Here is a 14,269-nt window from a genome sequence, read left to right as displayed (position 1 = left end):
GGTGGGGGTCGTGCTTTCCACGCGGTGTGCGCGCGCCCTCGGCGCGGCGGCCGGGCGGTGGGCGGCCGGGCGTGGACGACCAGCGTGTCGGCGTCCGCATAACGCGCGGAGTTGATCTCTGTCAATGCCCCTTTCATGCCCCGCCGGAGGGGGTTCGCGCAAATAGTTAGGTTTCTTGACAGGTAGGGGGAGCCGGGGGAGGTTCCTGGGTGACGACGTCACCGGTGCAGGGGTCATGGCCGTCCGGGCGAGCCATGGCCCCCGGGCTCCGGCGTGCGGTCCGCCGGGCCGCGCGGCGTCGAGGAAGCGACCCAGGAGGGACGACTTGCGACACCCCCACAGACGCGCCCGCACCCGGATCGGGCGGACGCTCGTCGCGCTCGCGACCATCACCGCCCTGCCGTCGTCCGTCGCGGCGGCGCCCGCCGCGGCGGCCGCCACGCCCGCCGCGCCGGCCGGAGCCGCCTACCTGAACGAGCGGCTGCCCGTGTCGGAACGGGTGGACGACCTGCTCCGCCGCATGACGCTCGAAGAGAAGGTCGGGCAGATGACGCAGGCGGAGCGCGGCGCCGTCGACGGAGCCCGCGACCAGATCACCGAGCTGCACCTCGGCTCGGTGCTGTCGGGCGGGGGCTCGGTCCCCGCCGACAACACCCCCGCGGGCTGGGCCGACATGGTGGACGCCTTCCAGGAGAAGGCGCTCGCGACCCGGCTGCGCATCCCGCTGATCTACGGGATCGACTCGGTGCACGGCCACGGCAACCTCGTCGGCGCGACCGTCTTCCCGCACAACATCGGGATGGGCGCGGCGCGCGATCCCGGCCTGGTCCGCGAGATGCAGGCGATCACCGCGAAGGAGACCCGGGCGACCGGGCCGCAGTGGATCTTCGGGCCGTGCGTCTGCGTCGTGCGCGACCTGCGCTGGGGCCGCTCGTACGAGGCGTACGGCGAGACGCCCGAGCTCGTCGAGCGGATGGAGACGGGCATCGAGGGCTTCCAGGGCCGCCGCCCGTCCGACATGCGCAGGCCGGAGCACGTCCTCGCCACGGTCAAGCACTACGCCGGCGACGGCGACACGGTGTTCGGCTCGTCCACGACCGGCGACTACACCATCGACCAGGGCGTCACGGTCACCGACCGCCGGACGTTCATGAAGATCAACGTGGCGCCGTACGCCACGGCCGTGCGCAAGTACGGCGTCGGCAGCGTCATGCCGTCCTTCTCCAGCGTGGACTGGACCGAGGACGGCGTCGGCAACCCGGTGAAGATGCACGCGCACAAGGAGCTGCTGACCGGCGTCCTAAAGGAGAAGATCGGGTTCGAGGGCTTCGTCATCAGCGACTGGGCCGCCATCCAGCAGATCCCCGGCGACTACGCCGCGCAGGTCCGCACGTCCGTCAACGCCGGCGTCGACATGTTCATGGAGCCGTTCAGCGCGCCCCAGTTCGTCGAGACGCTGCTGGCCGAGGTGCGGGCGGGACGCGTCCCGACGGCGCGCATCGACGACGCCGTGCGCCGCATCCTCGCGGCGAAGTTCCGGCTCGGCCTGTTCGAGCGGCCGTACACCGACCGCAGGTACGCGGACACGATCGGCTCGCCGGCGCACCGCGCGGTGGCGCGCCGGGCCGTCGCCGAATCGCAGGTGCTGCTGAAGAACCGCGGGCGGGCGCTGCCGCTGAAGCGGAACGCGGACATCTACGTCGCGGGCGTCAACGCCGACGACATGGGCAACCAGGCCGGCGGCTGGACGGTCACCTGGCAGGGCCAGTCCGGCGACATCATCCCCGGCACGACGATCCTGGACGGCATCAGGCAGTACTCCAGGAACGTCACCTACAGCGAGGACGCCTCGGCTCCGACGTCCGGCAGCGACGTCGGCGTGGTCGTGGTCGGTGAGACGCCCTACGCGGAGGGCGTCGGCGACGTCGGCAACGGGCACACGCTGAACCTGTCCGACGCCGACAAGGCCAACATCGACAAGGTGTGCGGCGCGATCGAGACGTGCGTCGTCCTGGACGTCGCGGGCCGCCCGCAGATCGTCACGGACCGGCTGTCCAAGATGGACGCGTTCGTCATGTCCTGGCTGCCCGGCAGCGAGGGCGCGGGCGTCGCGGACGTCCTGTTCGGCGAGCGCCCGTTCCAGGGCCGCCTCCCGGTGACCTGGCCGCGCAGCGAGGACCAGGAGCCGATCAACGTCGGCGACCGGAAGTACGACCCGCTGTTCCCCTACGGATACGGCCTGCGGACCCGCCGCGGCCACCACTGAGCCGGGAACCGGGGCCGGCCGCCCAGCGCCTCCGGGCGGCCGGCCCCCTCCTGGCCCCCTCCTGGCCCCGTCGGCACATCGCCGGTGGTGGTTCGTGGCCCTTGCCCCGTTTACGGTTGATCTAGGGGGAGAAGCTGCCCTCAGCATTCGAAGGAGGGCGGGTGGAACGGGAGCCGCGGGTCGCGTTCGTACTGGGTGGCGGCGGTGTCCTCGGCGCGCACGAGGTCGGGATGCTGCGCGCGCTGCAGGAGATGGGCATCAGCCCGGACCTCGTCGTCGGCACCTCGATCGGGGCGGTGAACGGCGCGTTCATCGCCGCCTCGCCCGACACGGCCGTCGACCGCCTCACCGAGCTGTGGTCGGACGACTCCGTCCGCGACGTGTTCGGCGCGCGGGTCTGGTCGCGGCTGTGGACGCTCGCCCGCTCCGGCACCCACCTGCACTCCAACGAGCCGCTGCACCGGATGCTGGACGAGACCCTGCCCGCCCGGACGTTCGAGGAGCTGGCCGTCCCGTTCCAGTGCGTCGCGGCGGGCATCGAGACGGCGATGGCGCACTGGTTCACCGAGGGGCCGCTCGCCCCGGCGGTGCTCGCCTCGTCCGCCGTCCCAGGCCTGCTGCCGCCCGTCCGGGTCGGCGACCGGCACTACTTCGACGGCGGGCTCGTGCACAGCATCCCGGTCGGCCGCGCCGTCATGCTCGGCGCCACGACCGTCTACGTGCTGCACGTCGGGCGGATCGAGCGCGACCTGCCGCCGCCCCGCAGGCCCTGGGAGGTCGGCATGGTCGCGTTCGAGATCGCGCGGCGGCACCGGTTCTTCGAGGAGATGGCCGAACTGCCGGACGACCTGGACGTCCACGTCCTGCCCGCGAGCACCGAACCGCCGAAGGCGGGGGTCGACCTCGCCCAGATGAGGTACCGGAATGTGGCCGGAATCCGCGTCCACATCGACCGCGCCTACCAGGCATCATTGGAGTACCTCAAAGAACGAGCGTGAGATGCTGCCTCCCCCCATCGTCCGCCGCCTGGTCCTGACGCCGTTCCTGTTCGTGCTGACACTGCTGCTCGTGGTGGTGTTCCCGGTCGCCTACGCGGTCGCCTACGTCGTCGGGCGCGAGCGCAGGCGCGCCGCCCGCCTGCTCTGGTTCGCGCTGGTGTGGGGCACGCGGGAGTCGGCCGCGGTGCTGGAGTGCGGGTGGCTGTGGCTCCGCCGCCGGACCCGCGACGACCGGCACTACGACATCATCCGCCGCTACGTCGCCGGCCTGTACGCCGCCGCGGAGCGGGTGCTCGGCCTGCGGCTGCTGATCGAGGGGGAGACGGAGGGGGACACGGGCCGGGAGCCGGCGGACGGCGACCGGCCGCTGATCGTCCTCAGCCGGCACGCGGGCCCCGGCGACGCGCTGCTCCTCGTCCACCACCTGCTCACCGACTACCTGCGGCGGCCCCGCGTGGTCATGAAGGCGATGCTCCAGCTCGACCCGTGCATCGACATCGCGGCGAACCGCATGCCGAACGCGTGGGTGTCGCCCGGCGGCGGCGCCGTCGACGACATCGGCCGGCTCGCCGCCGGCCTCGGCCCCCGCGACGCGCTCGTCATCTTCCCCGAGGGCGGCAACTTCTCCCCGGAGCGCCGCCGCCGCGCGATCCGGCGGCTGGCCCGGCTCCGCCGCGTGCGCGAGGCGGAACGCGCCACCCGGATGCGGAACCTGATGCCGCCCCGACCCGGCGGCGTGCTGGCCGCGCTGGACGCCGCGCCGACCGCCGACGTCGTGTTCGTCGCGCACGTCGGCCTCGACCACATGGCCACGCCCGGCGACGTCTGGCGGCACGTCCCGCTGACCGAGCCCGTCCACGCCCTCTGGTGGCGGATCCCCGCCGAGGACGTCCCCGCGGACCGCGCGGCCCGCACCGACTGGCTGTACACGCAGTGGGAGCGCGCCGACGCCTGGATCAGCGCCAACAAGGCACCCGCCGCGAAGTGACATCATGGACGCATGGCCGACGAGGGCACCGTGCGGGTCGATCTGTGGCTCTGGTCCGTGCGCCTGCTGAAGACCCGCTCGATGGCGACGACCGCCTGCCGCGCGGGGCACGTCCGGGTGAACGACGAGCGCGCCAAGCCGTCCACCGCGGTGAAGCCCGGCGACGAGATCCGGCTGCGCCATGACGGGCGCGAGCGGATCGTCGTCGTGCAGAAGGTCATCCGCAAGCGGGTCGGGGCGCCGGCCGCCGCCGAGTGCCTGATCGACAAGAGCCCGCCCCCGCCGCCGCGCGAGGCGCTCATCCCGGTCGGCCGCCGCGAGCGCGGCGCGGGCCGCCCCACCAAGCGCGAGCGCCGCGAGCTGGAACGCCTCCTCGACCGCTACCGCACCCTCAACGAACCGCCCCGGCAGGACTGACCTGGGACTGACCTACGCGGTCACGGCCCGCGGGGCGGAGCGGCCGAGGGACGAGCCGTCCACCGCGACGGCCTCCACGACGACGTACGGGGCCCGGCGGACGGTCGCGGCCGTCTCGAAACCGGTCCGCCGGGCCGTCCCCGCCACCGACAGGCCGGACGGCTCCGCCCCGGTGTGGAAACGCCACGCGGACACCCCGGTCGCGCCGTTCCAGCTCACGTGGACGCGCATCAAGTCGTCGTCCAGCGGGGTCGTCACGACGGCCGGGCCCGTCGCTGGACGGCCGTGCCAGGGGGAGCGGTAGGCGCGGTACGAGCCGTTCCCGACGCCGGTCAGCTCCAGAACGGGCCTTCCGTCGCCGGCGAACTCCGTCACCGCCCCGGTCGAGCCCCAGCCGACGAGCGCGTTCCCGCCCGGCAGGAGCTGCATGTTCCCCATGTACTGGCCGAAGGTGCGGCCGTCGCTGAACTCCTGGACGAGCCGCACCCGCCGGGCCTCCTCGTCGACCTCCAGGATCATGCCCCGGGACGGCCCGTCGCCCGGGTCGGTGATCTGGTTGTCGAAGAGCGAGATCGTCCCGTCCGGCTGGCGGCGGGCGTCGTGCTGCCAGAAGAACTCCGCCTTCCCGCTCACCGGGAAGTCGCTGCGCTTGCCGCCGAGGCGCCAGCGGACCTCGCCCGTCCGCCGGTCGAGCGAGTACAGGGCGCAGGAGTTGCGGGCCGACAGCAGCAGCGTCTCCCCGTCGTCCTGGATCGAGTTGACGTGGATCGGGTCGAACGGCTTGCCCGGCGTGCCGTCGGCGCCCTCGGCCAGCGGCATGAGCGTCTCGGCGACGTCGAGGTGGCCGAGGGCGCTCCAGTCGAGCAGCACCTCGCCCGTCGCCACGTCGATCTCCTGGACCCGGTTGTCGAGGACGCGCCCGTCCCGCGGCCAGCCGATCGGGCGCATGTCGGCCGCCACCTCCGGATAGGCGATGAACAGCGCCGTGCCGCGGTCGGTCAGGACGAACTCGTGGAAGTCGCCCTCGACGCCGTTGCCGGTGCGGACCTCGGCGACCCGCCGGTAGTCCTGCCCGAGGACGACCCCGACCCCGTAGCCGTAACCGCCCGTCCTGCGCTCGCCCTCCCAGTAGGTGAGCACCGGCTCGCCCTTGTAGGTCTGGACCCGCACGTCGGTCACGAGCTGGTCCGAGCGGTGGATCCATACGGGTTCGCCGCTGTCGTCCACGATGAGGGCGTCGGCGTCGTCGCGGCCGCGGAACGGGCCGATGAGCAGCAGGCCGTCCGCCGTCCGGCCGTGCCGCCGCGCCGTCAGCCGCGGCCGCGGCACCCCCGGCATCGTGACGTACTCCCCGGCGTCCGGTGCGGGCCGGGCGCCGGTGCCGGAACCGCGGGGCCCTGCGCCGCTGAGGAGGGCCGCTCCTCCGGCGAGCCCCGCGACGAGAAAACCGCGACGGGTGAGACTCATGTCGACTTTCTATCGCGTTGCATCTAAAACCGGCATTAACAGGAGGATCAGGTGTTCACTGTCCCTTCCCCGGACGGCACGATGTAGACCACCATGCCGAACCCGGGATCCACGCGACCCACGCGCCGAGCGCTGCGGACCGTGACGGCCGTCCTGACCGCGGGCACCTTCCTGGCCGTGCTCGCCGGCGCGTCCGCCGGCCCGCCGCCCCCGCCCGCGGAACCCGAGGTCACGTCGCCGGACGGCACGCTCAGGCTGACCGTCTCCGCGGACGGCGGCCGCCTCCGGTACGCCGTGCGCCGCGCCGGTTCCGTCCTCGTAGAGCCGTCGGCCCTCGGCCTGCGCCTCACCAATCCGCTGGGACCCGCAGAAGGCCGGGCGCCGCGTCCATACGACACTGGCCAAGCAGCTCGCCTACTACGTGACCTACTCGTCAGGCGCGCAGATGGCCGCCGACCTGCCCCGCCACTACGCGGACTCGCCCGGCCTGAAGTTCATCGAGGACGTCCCCGTCACCTGGGACGAGACCAGGGTGCTCTCCGCCGAAGTCGGCGACCACCTCGTCATGGCGCGGCGCTCGGGCACCGACTGGTACGTCGGCGCGATGACCGGCGAGAACCCCCGCACCCTGCGGTACCCGCTCTCCTTCCTCGGCGAGGGCACGTGGATCGCGGAGTCCTACTCCGACGGCCCGGACACCGACTACGCCCGCAACCCGGAGGCCGTCGACGTCGAGCGCTCCGTCGTCACCCGCGCCGGCACCTTCACCGCCGCCCTTGAGCGCAGCGGCGGGCAGGCGGTGCGGTTCCGTCCCGCCGCCCCGGCCGACCTGCGGGGCGGGTGAGGCGGGAGTGAGCGTGTAGAAAGACGGGATGAGCACCGTACCGCCGTTGCTGCTCGCGCTGGACCTGGCCGGCACCTTCGCCTTCGGCCTCAACGGCGCGCTGACGGCCGTGCGCGCGACCCGGCTGGACGTGGTCGGCGTCGTCGGCCTCGGGATGATCACCGCGCTGGGCGGCGGGGTCATCCGGGACGTGATCCTCGGCGCGGTCCCGCCCGCCACGTTCGTCGACTGGCGCTACTTCGCCCTGGCCGCGCTCGGCGGCCTGCTCGCGTTCGGCTTCAGCCGCTTCCTGTACCGGCTGGAGCTCTCGATCACGATCATGGACGCGATCGGCCTGAGCACGTTCGCCGTCATCGGCGCGAGCAAGGCGCTCGCCTACGGCATGGGCGTCGGCCCCGCCCTGCTCCTGGGCGTGGTCACCGGCGTGGGCGGCGGCACGATGCGCGACGTCCTGATCGGCCGGATCCCCTCGGTGCTCCGCAGCGACCTCTACGCGATCCCGGCCTTCGTCGCCGCCGCGATCACGGTCGCCGCCGTCCACCTGGACCTGTACGACCTCCCCGCCGCGCTGCTCGCCGTGGCGGCCTGCTTCACCATCCGCATGCTCGGCGTCCACCTCGAATGGCACGCCCCCCGCCCGCCGCGCCCCCCGATGGCCGACGATGCGGACGCTTAGCCCGTCCCGTCCGCGGCCTTACGGGCGAGGACGAGGCGGTAGCGGGGAGTTCCGTCCGTGCGCCGGCCGAGGCTCGGCATGGGCGCCGACGTGACGGTGAAGCCGGCCGCGGCCAGGTCGTCGCGGACCGCGCCGAGCGGGCAGGTGCGGTAGTACATGACGAACGGGGGACGCCAGACGGCGTTCCGGACGCGCATGACCGCGTCGAACCCGAGTAGCGCCCAGTACTGCGCCGAGGCGATGCGCGGCGGGGCGCCGAGCGGGAAGGCGAAGAGCCCGCCGGGACGCAGCGCGCGGTACACCCCGGCGAAGATCGCGGGCCGCTCGGCGGGCAGCAGGTGGCCGAGCGCCCCGAAGGTCACGGCGAGGTCGAACTCCCCGGTGAACTCCAGGGCGCGGACGTCGGCCCGCACCCACTCGGCGTCCGGGTGCGCCTCGGCGGCCTGGTCGAGCATGCCGCCGCTGAAGTCGACGCCGGTGATCCGTCCTTCGCACAGCGGCCGCAGGACCCGCATCCCCGCGCCGGTTCCGCAGCAGACGTCCAGCCCCGCACCGAACGGCCCGAGCGGACGCAGCACGTCGGCGGTCGCGTCGAGGATGGCGTCCGGCGTGCGGAACGGGGTGTGGTCGAACTTCGGGGCGAGCAGGTCGTAGCCGCGTTCGACCGACGACAGCGCCTGGACGGCCAGCTCACGCAGCGACGGTCCCTGAGGCGAGAACATCGCCCGAGCCTATCCGCCGCCCGCGACCGTGATCCCGGACCGACGACGGCGACGCACCAGCCAGGGCACCCAGACGGCAATGGCCAGGCCGAGCGAGCCAGACCCCGTGACGACCCCGAACCTCACCACACCGAAGTCGGGACAGACGCGAGCGTCCTGGACGTACTTCCGCGGCTTGCGCGGCGCGTAGCAGACGGCCACGCGGTCACCCTCAGCCGGAAGCCCCTGCCAGTTGTCGACCCTGGCGGACACCGCGCGGCCGTCGCGCGTGGTGAACCGCACATCCGCGTAGCGCGGGCCCTTGTTGGGCCGCCCGATCTTCTCGACGAGCCCGGTGGCCGGCACACCCTCGTCGCGCAGGATGGTCGCCTCCCAGTAGGAGAATGCCGAATCGGTCAGAGAGAACGCGGCGAGCGTCACGAGCATGATCGTGAGGAGGGTGCGGACGGCCGGCCAGCCGCGCTGCGTGCGCCTCTCCCAGGAACGCCGACCCGCGGCTTCACGTGCGTTGGCGGCCTGTCGCCGCGCCTGCCTGCGCTCGACTGCGCCGCGCCAACCGCGCCCGTTCTCGTCCATGGCACTCATGAGACGCGGCACCGGTGCTTCCGGTTGGCCGGAGTGGCCGGTGGCCGACGGTGCTCAGCCCGGGGGATGGGCGTCGAGCCAGGCCGCGGCACGGCGCGCCGACGCTCGCGACAGCCACGCGTCCTGGACGATCTCCGCCAGCTCGTCCCTCGTGAGCTCGCCGATGCGGCTTCCCCGCAGCAGCACGGACAGGTGGCCGTTGAAATGGGCGGTGGTGAAGAACGGCGACGCCTCGTCCTGGACCAGCGCCTGCTTGTCGTCCTCGGACCCGACCCAGAAGACGATCACGTCCGGGTAGCGTTCCCCGGTCTCGGGATCGACCGCGTCCGGCCGCGGAGTGCGGAAGAAGACGAACGACTTCCCGCCCACCTGGTAGACCGGTCTGTCCTCGGTGCCGGGGTAGATGGTGACGTGCGGCATGGCCAGCGCGAGCTCGTGGACGTCCTCGACGCGCGCGGGCCGACTCTCGCCATCGGCCATGAGCCCAGCGTAATGCCGACCGCTCGTCAGCCGTTGGTAGCTTCTTCCAGTGATTTTCAGCGCCGCCGACCGTCCACTGATGTTCCTCGATGTCGATGGCCCGCTGATTCCGCTCCGTTCCAGGCCGGCCGGGCGCCGGACCTTCCCGGACGAGGACCTCCGCGATTACGGCAATCCGCTGCTGTACCGGCTGGACCCGGACGACGGGCGGCGGCTGCTGGCGCTGAACTGCGAACTGGTCTGGGCGACGACGTGGATGGCGGACGCGAACGAAGTCCTCTCGCCACTGCTGGGCCTTCCGGAACTGCCCGTCGTCGAATGGCCCGGCACGGACGTGGACCCCCCGCACGGCCTGCACTGGAAGACGAAACCCATCATCGAATGGGCGGCAGGCCGCCCGTTCGTCTGGCTCGACGACGAATTGACCGACGCCGACCGCGAATGGGCGGCGGCGCAGCACGGCAACAGAGCGCTCCTGCACCGAGTCGACCCGTACGCCGGCCTCACCGAAGCGGACTACTCCCTGATCCGCCACTGGCTCGCGGAGTAGAAGTCAACGACCCGTCCGCTCGCCGACTCGGCGAAAGCTCCGTGGACGCACCCGCACCTCGCCGGGCTCGGTCGGCACGGTGAGCGACGGTCACTCCCGGACCTGGATCTACTTTTTGGGCGGCGCTGTCGCGGCGCTTCTTCTGCAGGCCCGCGGCGAGGGTTAGGCGAGGGTGTCGATGGCGGCGACGTCCTCCTCGGTGAGGCTGAAGCCTTCGAGGTCGAAGTTGGAGGCGATCCGCTCCGGACGTGACGACCTGGGCAGGATCACGATGTCGTGCTCCAGGTGCCAGCGAAGGACGACCTGTGCGGGTTCGACCCCGTGCCGCTGCGCGATCTCGGTGAGGACCGAGTGGTTCAGGTCGGTGTTCTTCAGGCCGCTGTAGCCCTCGACGACGACACCCCGGCGGCGGTGCTCCGCCAGCAGGTCCGGGTCGTGCTCCGCCGGGCTCCACGGGATCTGGTTGACCGGCGGCTGCTGACCGGTGGCCTCCGTCAGCAGGTCGATCTGCGCCGGGCTGTAGTTGCTGACGCCGGCGTTGCGGATCAAGCCATCGTCCTTGGCGCGCAGCAGCTCCTCCCAGGTCGGGACGAGGTCGTCCGGGCCGGTCGGCCAGTGGATCAGCCAGAGGTCCACGTAGTCGGTGCCGAGGAGGCGAAGGCTCGACTCCAGGGTCTTGCGGGCGTGCCGCGCGTCCTGGGGGCGGAGCTTGGTGGTGATGAAGATCTGCTCCCGGTCGATGCCGTCGTCCTTGACGGCCTTGCCGACGTCCGCCTCGTTCTTGTAGAGCGTCGCGGTGTCGATGTGCCGGTAGCCGACGTCGAGCGCCGCACGCACCGACTCGTACGCGGTCGTGGACCCGAGTTGCCAGGTCCCGAAACCGATCATCGGCAGTGCGGTGCCGCCGGGCAGGTTCACGGTCTGAGTCATGCACCGATTCTGCCCACCGGAACGCCGTCCGCGCGCGCCGCCGCGGGGCCCGGGGGAGACGCGCCGCGGGCGGGTAAGGTGCGTCGGGAGATCCCATGACCCCACGGACGACCGACGCCGACGAGCTGGCCGAGCAGCCGCGCATCCCGCTGAGCCGGCGGCGGGTGCAGCGCCCGCAACGTCGATCTCGTCCGCTCCCTCGGCGCGGACGACGTCGTCGACTACACCCGCGACGACTTCACCGCCCGAAAGGGAAGATACGACCTCGTCATGGACATCGTGGGCGACCGCTCACTGGCCGCCCTGCGACGTCCCCTGACCCCCAAGGGGACGCTCGTCATCGTGGGCGGCATCGCCTCCGGCCGCGGCCGCCTGCTCGGCCCGGCGGCGCAGCAGCTCCGCGGTGCGCTGGCCGCCCCCTTCGTGAGCCAGCGCATCGCCGGCGTCCAGTGGAGACCCAACTCCGCGGACCTGCGCTTCCTGGCGGACCTCATGGCGAACGGCCGGCTCACCCCCGTCATCGACCGGACCTACCCGTTCGCCGAGATCCCCGAGGCCCTGCGCTACATCGAAGGCGGCCACGCCCGCGGCAAAGTCGCCATCACTCTCTAGCCGACGCGGTCAGCTCTGCTGGTACGTCACGGCGGCCAGCCCGCACGGCGCGTGCAGGTACAGGTAGTAGGCGCCGTCCCCGTAGTCGTGGAGGTCCGCACTGCCGACGAGACCGACGTAGTCCATCGCCTCGGTGCAACTCGGGCAGTCGGGGTAGCAGGACTCCTGGATCCAGTCCGGCCAGCCGCCGAGGGTGGAACCTTCGCGATCCCAGGCGCTCGAAAGGTAGGGCGTCGCGCGCTGCTCACCGGCCGCGAAACCGACCAGCGGCGGCTCCTCGGGCGCCGGACCGGGAAGGAAGTCGGGCCGCACGTTGCGCGCCGACCAACGCGCGTCGCCGTCCGCGGTGACCTCGGCGTAGGTGGTGCCGTAGCAGGTGCAGAAGTGGCAGGTGACGATGCGCAGCCTGCCGCGCCAGCCGGTGTGCGCCAGCGCGGCGGCCACCTTCGCGTCGGCGGTGTCGACGTCCAGCGCGGTCCACAGCGGGCTCTCACACCACGGACAGGTTCCCTCCGGACGCTCCTTGCCCGGCTCCAGGGCCAGGCGGTAGGCGGTGGGGCCGCACAGTTCCCGGACGCCGTCCGCCGTCAGTTCCCAGCCGGCGTCACGGGCCAGCGCCGCCGCGCCCCGCTGGAGGGGATCGAAGTCCCCGGGCGGGGGTGCCTGCGTCCAGCGGCGGAACGCCTCTTCGACGACGGGGCCGCGCGCCTGCGCGAGCAGGTACGCCAGGCGGTGCGCACCCTGGTGCTCGCCCGAATCGATCCGGGCCGCCACCTCGCGCTGGAACCCCTCGTCCGCACCGCGGTACAGGACTTCGGCGCGCCACAGCACCCCGGCGTCGAGAAGCCGCAACAGGTACGGGGTCAGCGCCGCCGGATCGGCCGCCGCCAGATCGGCCAGCTCCTCCGCGGCCGCGTCATCGCCGGCTTCCGCACGTCCTACCAGGTCATCGATCACCCCGCGACGCTATCCGACGCCCCGGACAACCCCGACCGGCGACCGGCGTTCAGTCCCTTCGCGGTGGCGTGCGCTGCTTGCCCGCCGACGTCCCCGCCTTCTGCCGGCCGAGGTGGAAGTGCCCGCGCTTGCGCTGCGCCGGGACGGCCGTCGCCTCGCCACCGCCGCCCGCGCCGACGCGGTCGTCGACGACGCGCCGGTCCTCCAGGTTCGCCCGCCGCGCCTCGCGAATGCCGACCACCAGGAACCGGCCGAGCGCCAGCCCCGCCAGCAGGACCATGACCGCGCCGAGGCCCTCGAAGAACGACATCTGCTCGGCGACGCGGCGTCCCTCCCCGCCGAGCGGCGCGCCCACGCCCATGTTCCACAGCGCGGCGATCGTGTTGCCGACGACGAACCACAGCCCGCCTGCGACGGCCAGCCAGCCGCCGAACTGCGCGATGGGCCGGTTCGCGGCGCTCAGCAGGATCAGCCCGCCGAGCCCCACGGCGACCGCCGGAAGGATGGACAGCACCAGCCGGTCCGCGGTGTACACCCACGGCTCGTTCGGACCGAAGCCGAAATTGAAGTAGGGGCCGACGAACGGAATGAGCCCGCCCCAGATCGCCAGGAGCACCAGCAGCAGCCCGCTGATCATGCCGCGGCTGCGCGGCGCTCGCATTGTCCCGGTCATGGAAATCCCCCCTGACCAGGTGATAGACGTTATTTCAGGCAGCCGTACCCGGTATGTCCAACCCCCAACCGACCGCCCGGCGCCGCCGCGAAGGGCGCGCGTCAGCCGCCCGCGCGGTACCGCGTCGGCGATACTCCGCGGGTGCGCTTGAAGGCGGCGCTCAAGGCGAACGCGTTGGCGTACCCGACCCGGCGGGCGATCGTCTCGACGGTGAGGTCGGACGTCCGGAGGAGGTCTGCGGCCAGGGCCATCCGCCAGTGCGTCAGGTACGTGATCGGCGGCTCGCCGACCAGCGCGGTGAAGCGGCGCGCGAGGGACGCGCGGGAGCAGCCCACCTTCACGGCGAGCTCGGCGACGCTCCAGGGGTGCGCGGGATCGTCGTGCATGAGCCGCAGCGCGGGCCCGGCCTGCGGGTCGCTCTGCGCGCGGTACCAGCCGGGGGCCTGCGCGTCCGGACGGGCGAACCAGGCGCTCAACGTGGTGACGAGTGCGATGTCGAGCAGCCGTGCGAGCACGATGTCCTGGGCCGGGCCGTCGCGGCCCACCTCCTGCGCCAGCAAGGTCATCACCGGGTTCTGGGCCTCGGCGGCAGGTACCAGCACGATGTCGGGCAAGGCGTTGAGAAGCCGGTCGGTGACGTCGCTGCCGATCTGGTAGGTGCCGCTGGCGACGATCGCCGAGCCGTCGCGGGCGAATCCGCTGGTGCGCGGTCCGAGCCGCACGGCGTCGGTGATGTCGATGCCGTCCACGCTGGTGAGGCGGTTGTCGTGGTGGACGATGACGTCGGGGACGGTGGCCGGATCGTCACAGACGTTGTAGGGGTGCGGGCCCTTGATGATGGCCACGTCCCCGGTGTGCATCAGCGTCGGTTCACCGTGGTCCGGCACGATCCAGGCGTGTCCGCGCAGCGTGGTCGCCAGGGCTAGGGCGGCACCGTCGGCGATGCGCAATGCCCACGGCGGGTTCAGGATCGCCTGGCAGAAGGCCGCGGTCCGCGCGCGGACGCCCTCCAGGAGGTCGCTCAAGGGGTCCACGGCCTCATCGTAGACGCACGGACATGGAAACGCGCTTCTGAAATATGTATCGCCTCACCCGGGGCCGCTT

15 protein-coding genes and 1 pseudogene are annotated in these 14,269 nt (G+C 72.5%); 8 read left to right on the top strand and 8 right to left on the bottom strand.

What is annotated here, in order from left to right:
• Positions 1-325 precede the first annotated feature (325 nt).
• From E1200_RS04250 to E1200_RS04235, 4 genes are all read left to right on the top strand, one after another.
• Positions 326-2,266, top strand: a complete 1,941-nt coding sequence (locus tag E1200_RS04250; RefSeq protein ID WP_243708332.1) for a glycoside hydrolase family 3 N-terminal domain-containing protein — start codon at positions 326-328, stop codon at positions 2,264-2,266.
• A 161-nt stretch (positions 2,267-2,427) separates the two neighbouring features.
• Positions 2,428-3,264 carry a patatin-like phospholipase family protein gene (locus tag E1200_RS04245; RefSeq protein WP_131950452.1) on the top strand — a complete coding sequence of 279 codons (837 nt, stop codon included), beginning with the start codon at positions 2,428-2,430 and terminating at the stop codon, positions 3,262-3,264.
• Position 3,265: 1 nt separating this feature from the next.
• A complete protein-coding gene (locus E1200_RS04240) occupies positions 3,266-4,252 on the top strand; it encodes a 1-acyl-sn-glycerol-3-phosphate acyltransferase (protein WP_131950451.1) in 987 nt (328 codons plus the stop codon).
• A 12-nt stretch (positions 4,253-4,264) separates the two neighbouring features.
• Positions 4,265-4,669 (top strand): RNA-binding S4 domain-containing protein, encoded by a 405-nt coding sequence (locus E1200_RS04235; protein WP_131950450.1) that lies wholly within the window; start codon positions 4,265-4,267, stop codon positions 4,667-4,669.
• 12 nt (positions 4,670-4,681) lie between these two features.
• On the opposite strand, the gene E1200_RS04230 is transcribed toward E1200_RS04235, so the two are convergent.
• Complete coding sequence (locus E1200_RS04230; protein ID WP_131950449.1) at positions 4,682-6,136, bottom strand: arylsulfotransferase family protein; 1,455 nt, start codon at positions 6,134-6,136, stop codon at positions 4,682-4,684.
• A gap of 352 nt (positions 6,137-6,488) precedes the next feature.
• Here E1200_RS04230 and E1200_RS04220 point away from each other — a divergent pair, with 352 nt between their 5' ends.
• Both E1200_RS04220 and E1200_RS04215 read left to right on the top strand, forming a co-directional pair.
• Complete coding sequence (locus E1200_RS04220) at positions 6,489-6,980, top strand: glycoside hydrolase family 97 C-terminal domain-containing protein (RefSeq protein WP_279483825.1); 492 nt, start codon at positions 6,489-6,491, stop codon at positions 6,978-6,980.
• Between the two features lie 28 nt (positions 6,981-7,008).
• Positions 7,009-7,656 carry a TRIC cation channel family protein gene (locus E1200_RS04215; protein WP_131950447.1) on the top strand — a complete coding sequence of 216 codons (648 nt, stop codon included), beginning with the start codon at positions 7,009-7,011 and terminating at the stop codon, positions 7,654-7,656.
• On the opposite strand, the gene E1200_RS04210 is transcribed toward E1200_RS04215, so the two are convergent.
• From E1200_RS04210 to E1200_RS04200, 3 genes are all read right to left on the bottom strand, one after another.
• The gene (locus E1200_RS04210; RefSeq protein ID WP_131950446.1) at positions 7,653-8,378 is read right to left on the bottom strand and encodes a class I SAM-dependent methyltransferase; all 726 of its coding nucleotides are present in this window, start codon (positions 8,376-8,378) and stop codon (positions 7,653-7,655) included. The two genes, E1200_RS04215 and E1200_RS04210, sit on opposite strands and share 4 nt — an antisense overlap.
• Positions 8,379-8,387: 9 nt before the next feature.
• Positions 8,388-8,954, bottom strand: coding sequence for a DUF3592 domain-containing protein (locus tag E1200_RS04205; RefSeq protein WP_165950193.1), 567 nt, complete (start codon positions 8,952-8,954; stop codon positions 8,388-8,390).
• Positions 8,955-9,017: 63 nt separating this feature from the next.
• Positions 9,018-9,443 carry an MmcQ/YjbR family DNA-binding protein gene (locus E1200_RS04200; RefSeq protein WP_131950444.1) on the bottom strand — a complete coding sequence of 142 codons (426 nt, stop codon included), beginning with the start codon at positions 9,441-9,443 and terminating at the stop codon, positions 9,018-9,020.
• Positions 9,444-9,492: 49 nt separating this feature from the next.
• Between E1200_RS04200 and E1200_RS04195 the strand changes: the two genes are divergently transcribed.
• A complete protein-coding gene (locus E1200_RS04195) occupies positions 9,493-9,993 on the top strand; it encodes an HAD domain-containing protein (RefSeq protein ID WP_243708331.1) in 501 nt (166 codons plus the stop codon).
• Between the two features lie 162 nt (positions 9,994-10,155).
• On the opposite strand, the gene E1200_RS04190 is transcribed toward E1200_RS04195, so the two are convergent.
• Positions 10,156-10,923 (bottom strand): aldo/keto reductase, encoded by a 768-nt coding sequence (locus E1200_RS04190; RefSeq protein WP_131950443.1) that lies wholly within the window; start codon positions 10,921-10,923, stop codon positions 10,156-10,158.
• Between the two features lie 210 nt (positions 10,924-11,133).
• Between E1200_RS04190 and E1200_RS04185 the strand changes: the two are divergent.
• A pseudogene (locus E1200_RS04185) lies at positions 11,134-11,535 on the top strand (zinc-binding dehydrogenase); the annotation flags it as partial.
• 9 nt (positions 11,536-11,544) lie between these two features.
• On the opposite strand, the gene E1200_RS04180 reads toward E1200_RS04185, so the two are convergent.
• From E1200_RS04180 to E1200_RS04170, 3 genes are all read right to left on the bottom strand, one after another.
• On the bottom strand, positions 11,545-12,492 hold the full coding sequence (locus E1200_RS04180) for a hypothetical protein (protein ID WP_131950442.1): 948 nt from the start codon (positions 12,490-12,492) through the stop codon (positions 11,545-11,547).
• A gap of 49 nt (positions 12,493-12,541) precedes the next feature.
• Positions 12,542-13,165: a hypothetical protein gene (locus E1200_RS04175; protein WP_131950441.1), complete on the bottom strand. Its 624-nt coding sequence runs from the start codon at positions 13,163-13,165 to the stop codon at positions 12,542-12,544.
• Between the two features lie 101 nt (positions 13,166-13,266).
• Positions 13,267-14,199 carry an AraC family transcriptional regulator gene (locus E1200_RS04170; RefSeq protein WP_131950440.1) on the bottom strand — a complete coding sequence of 311 codons (933 nt, stop codon included), beginning with the start codon at positions 14,197-14,199 and terminating at the stop codon, positions 13,267-13,269.
• Positions 14,200-14,269: the final 70 nt, after the last annotated feature.

It is taken from the genome of Actinomadura sp. GC306 (genome assembly GCF_004348665.1).
GTDB lineage: Bacteria > Actinomycetota > Actinomycetes > Streptosporangiales > Streptosporangiaceae > Spirillospora.
The sequence above is the reverse complement of the archived record's forward strand: the minus strand, read 5'-3'. Positions and strand labels throughout refer to the sequence as shown.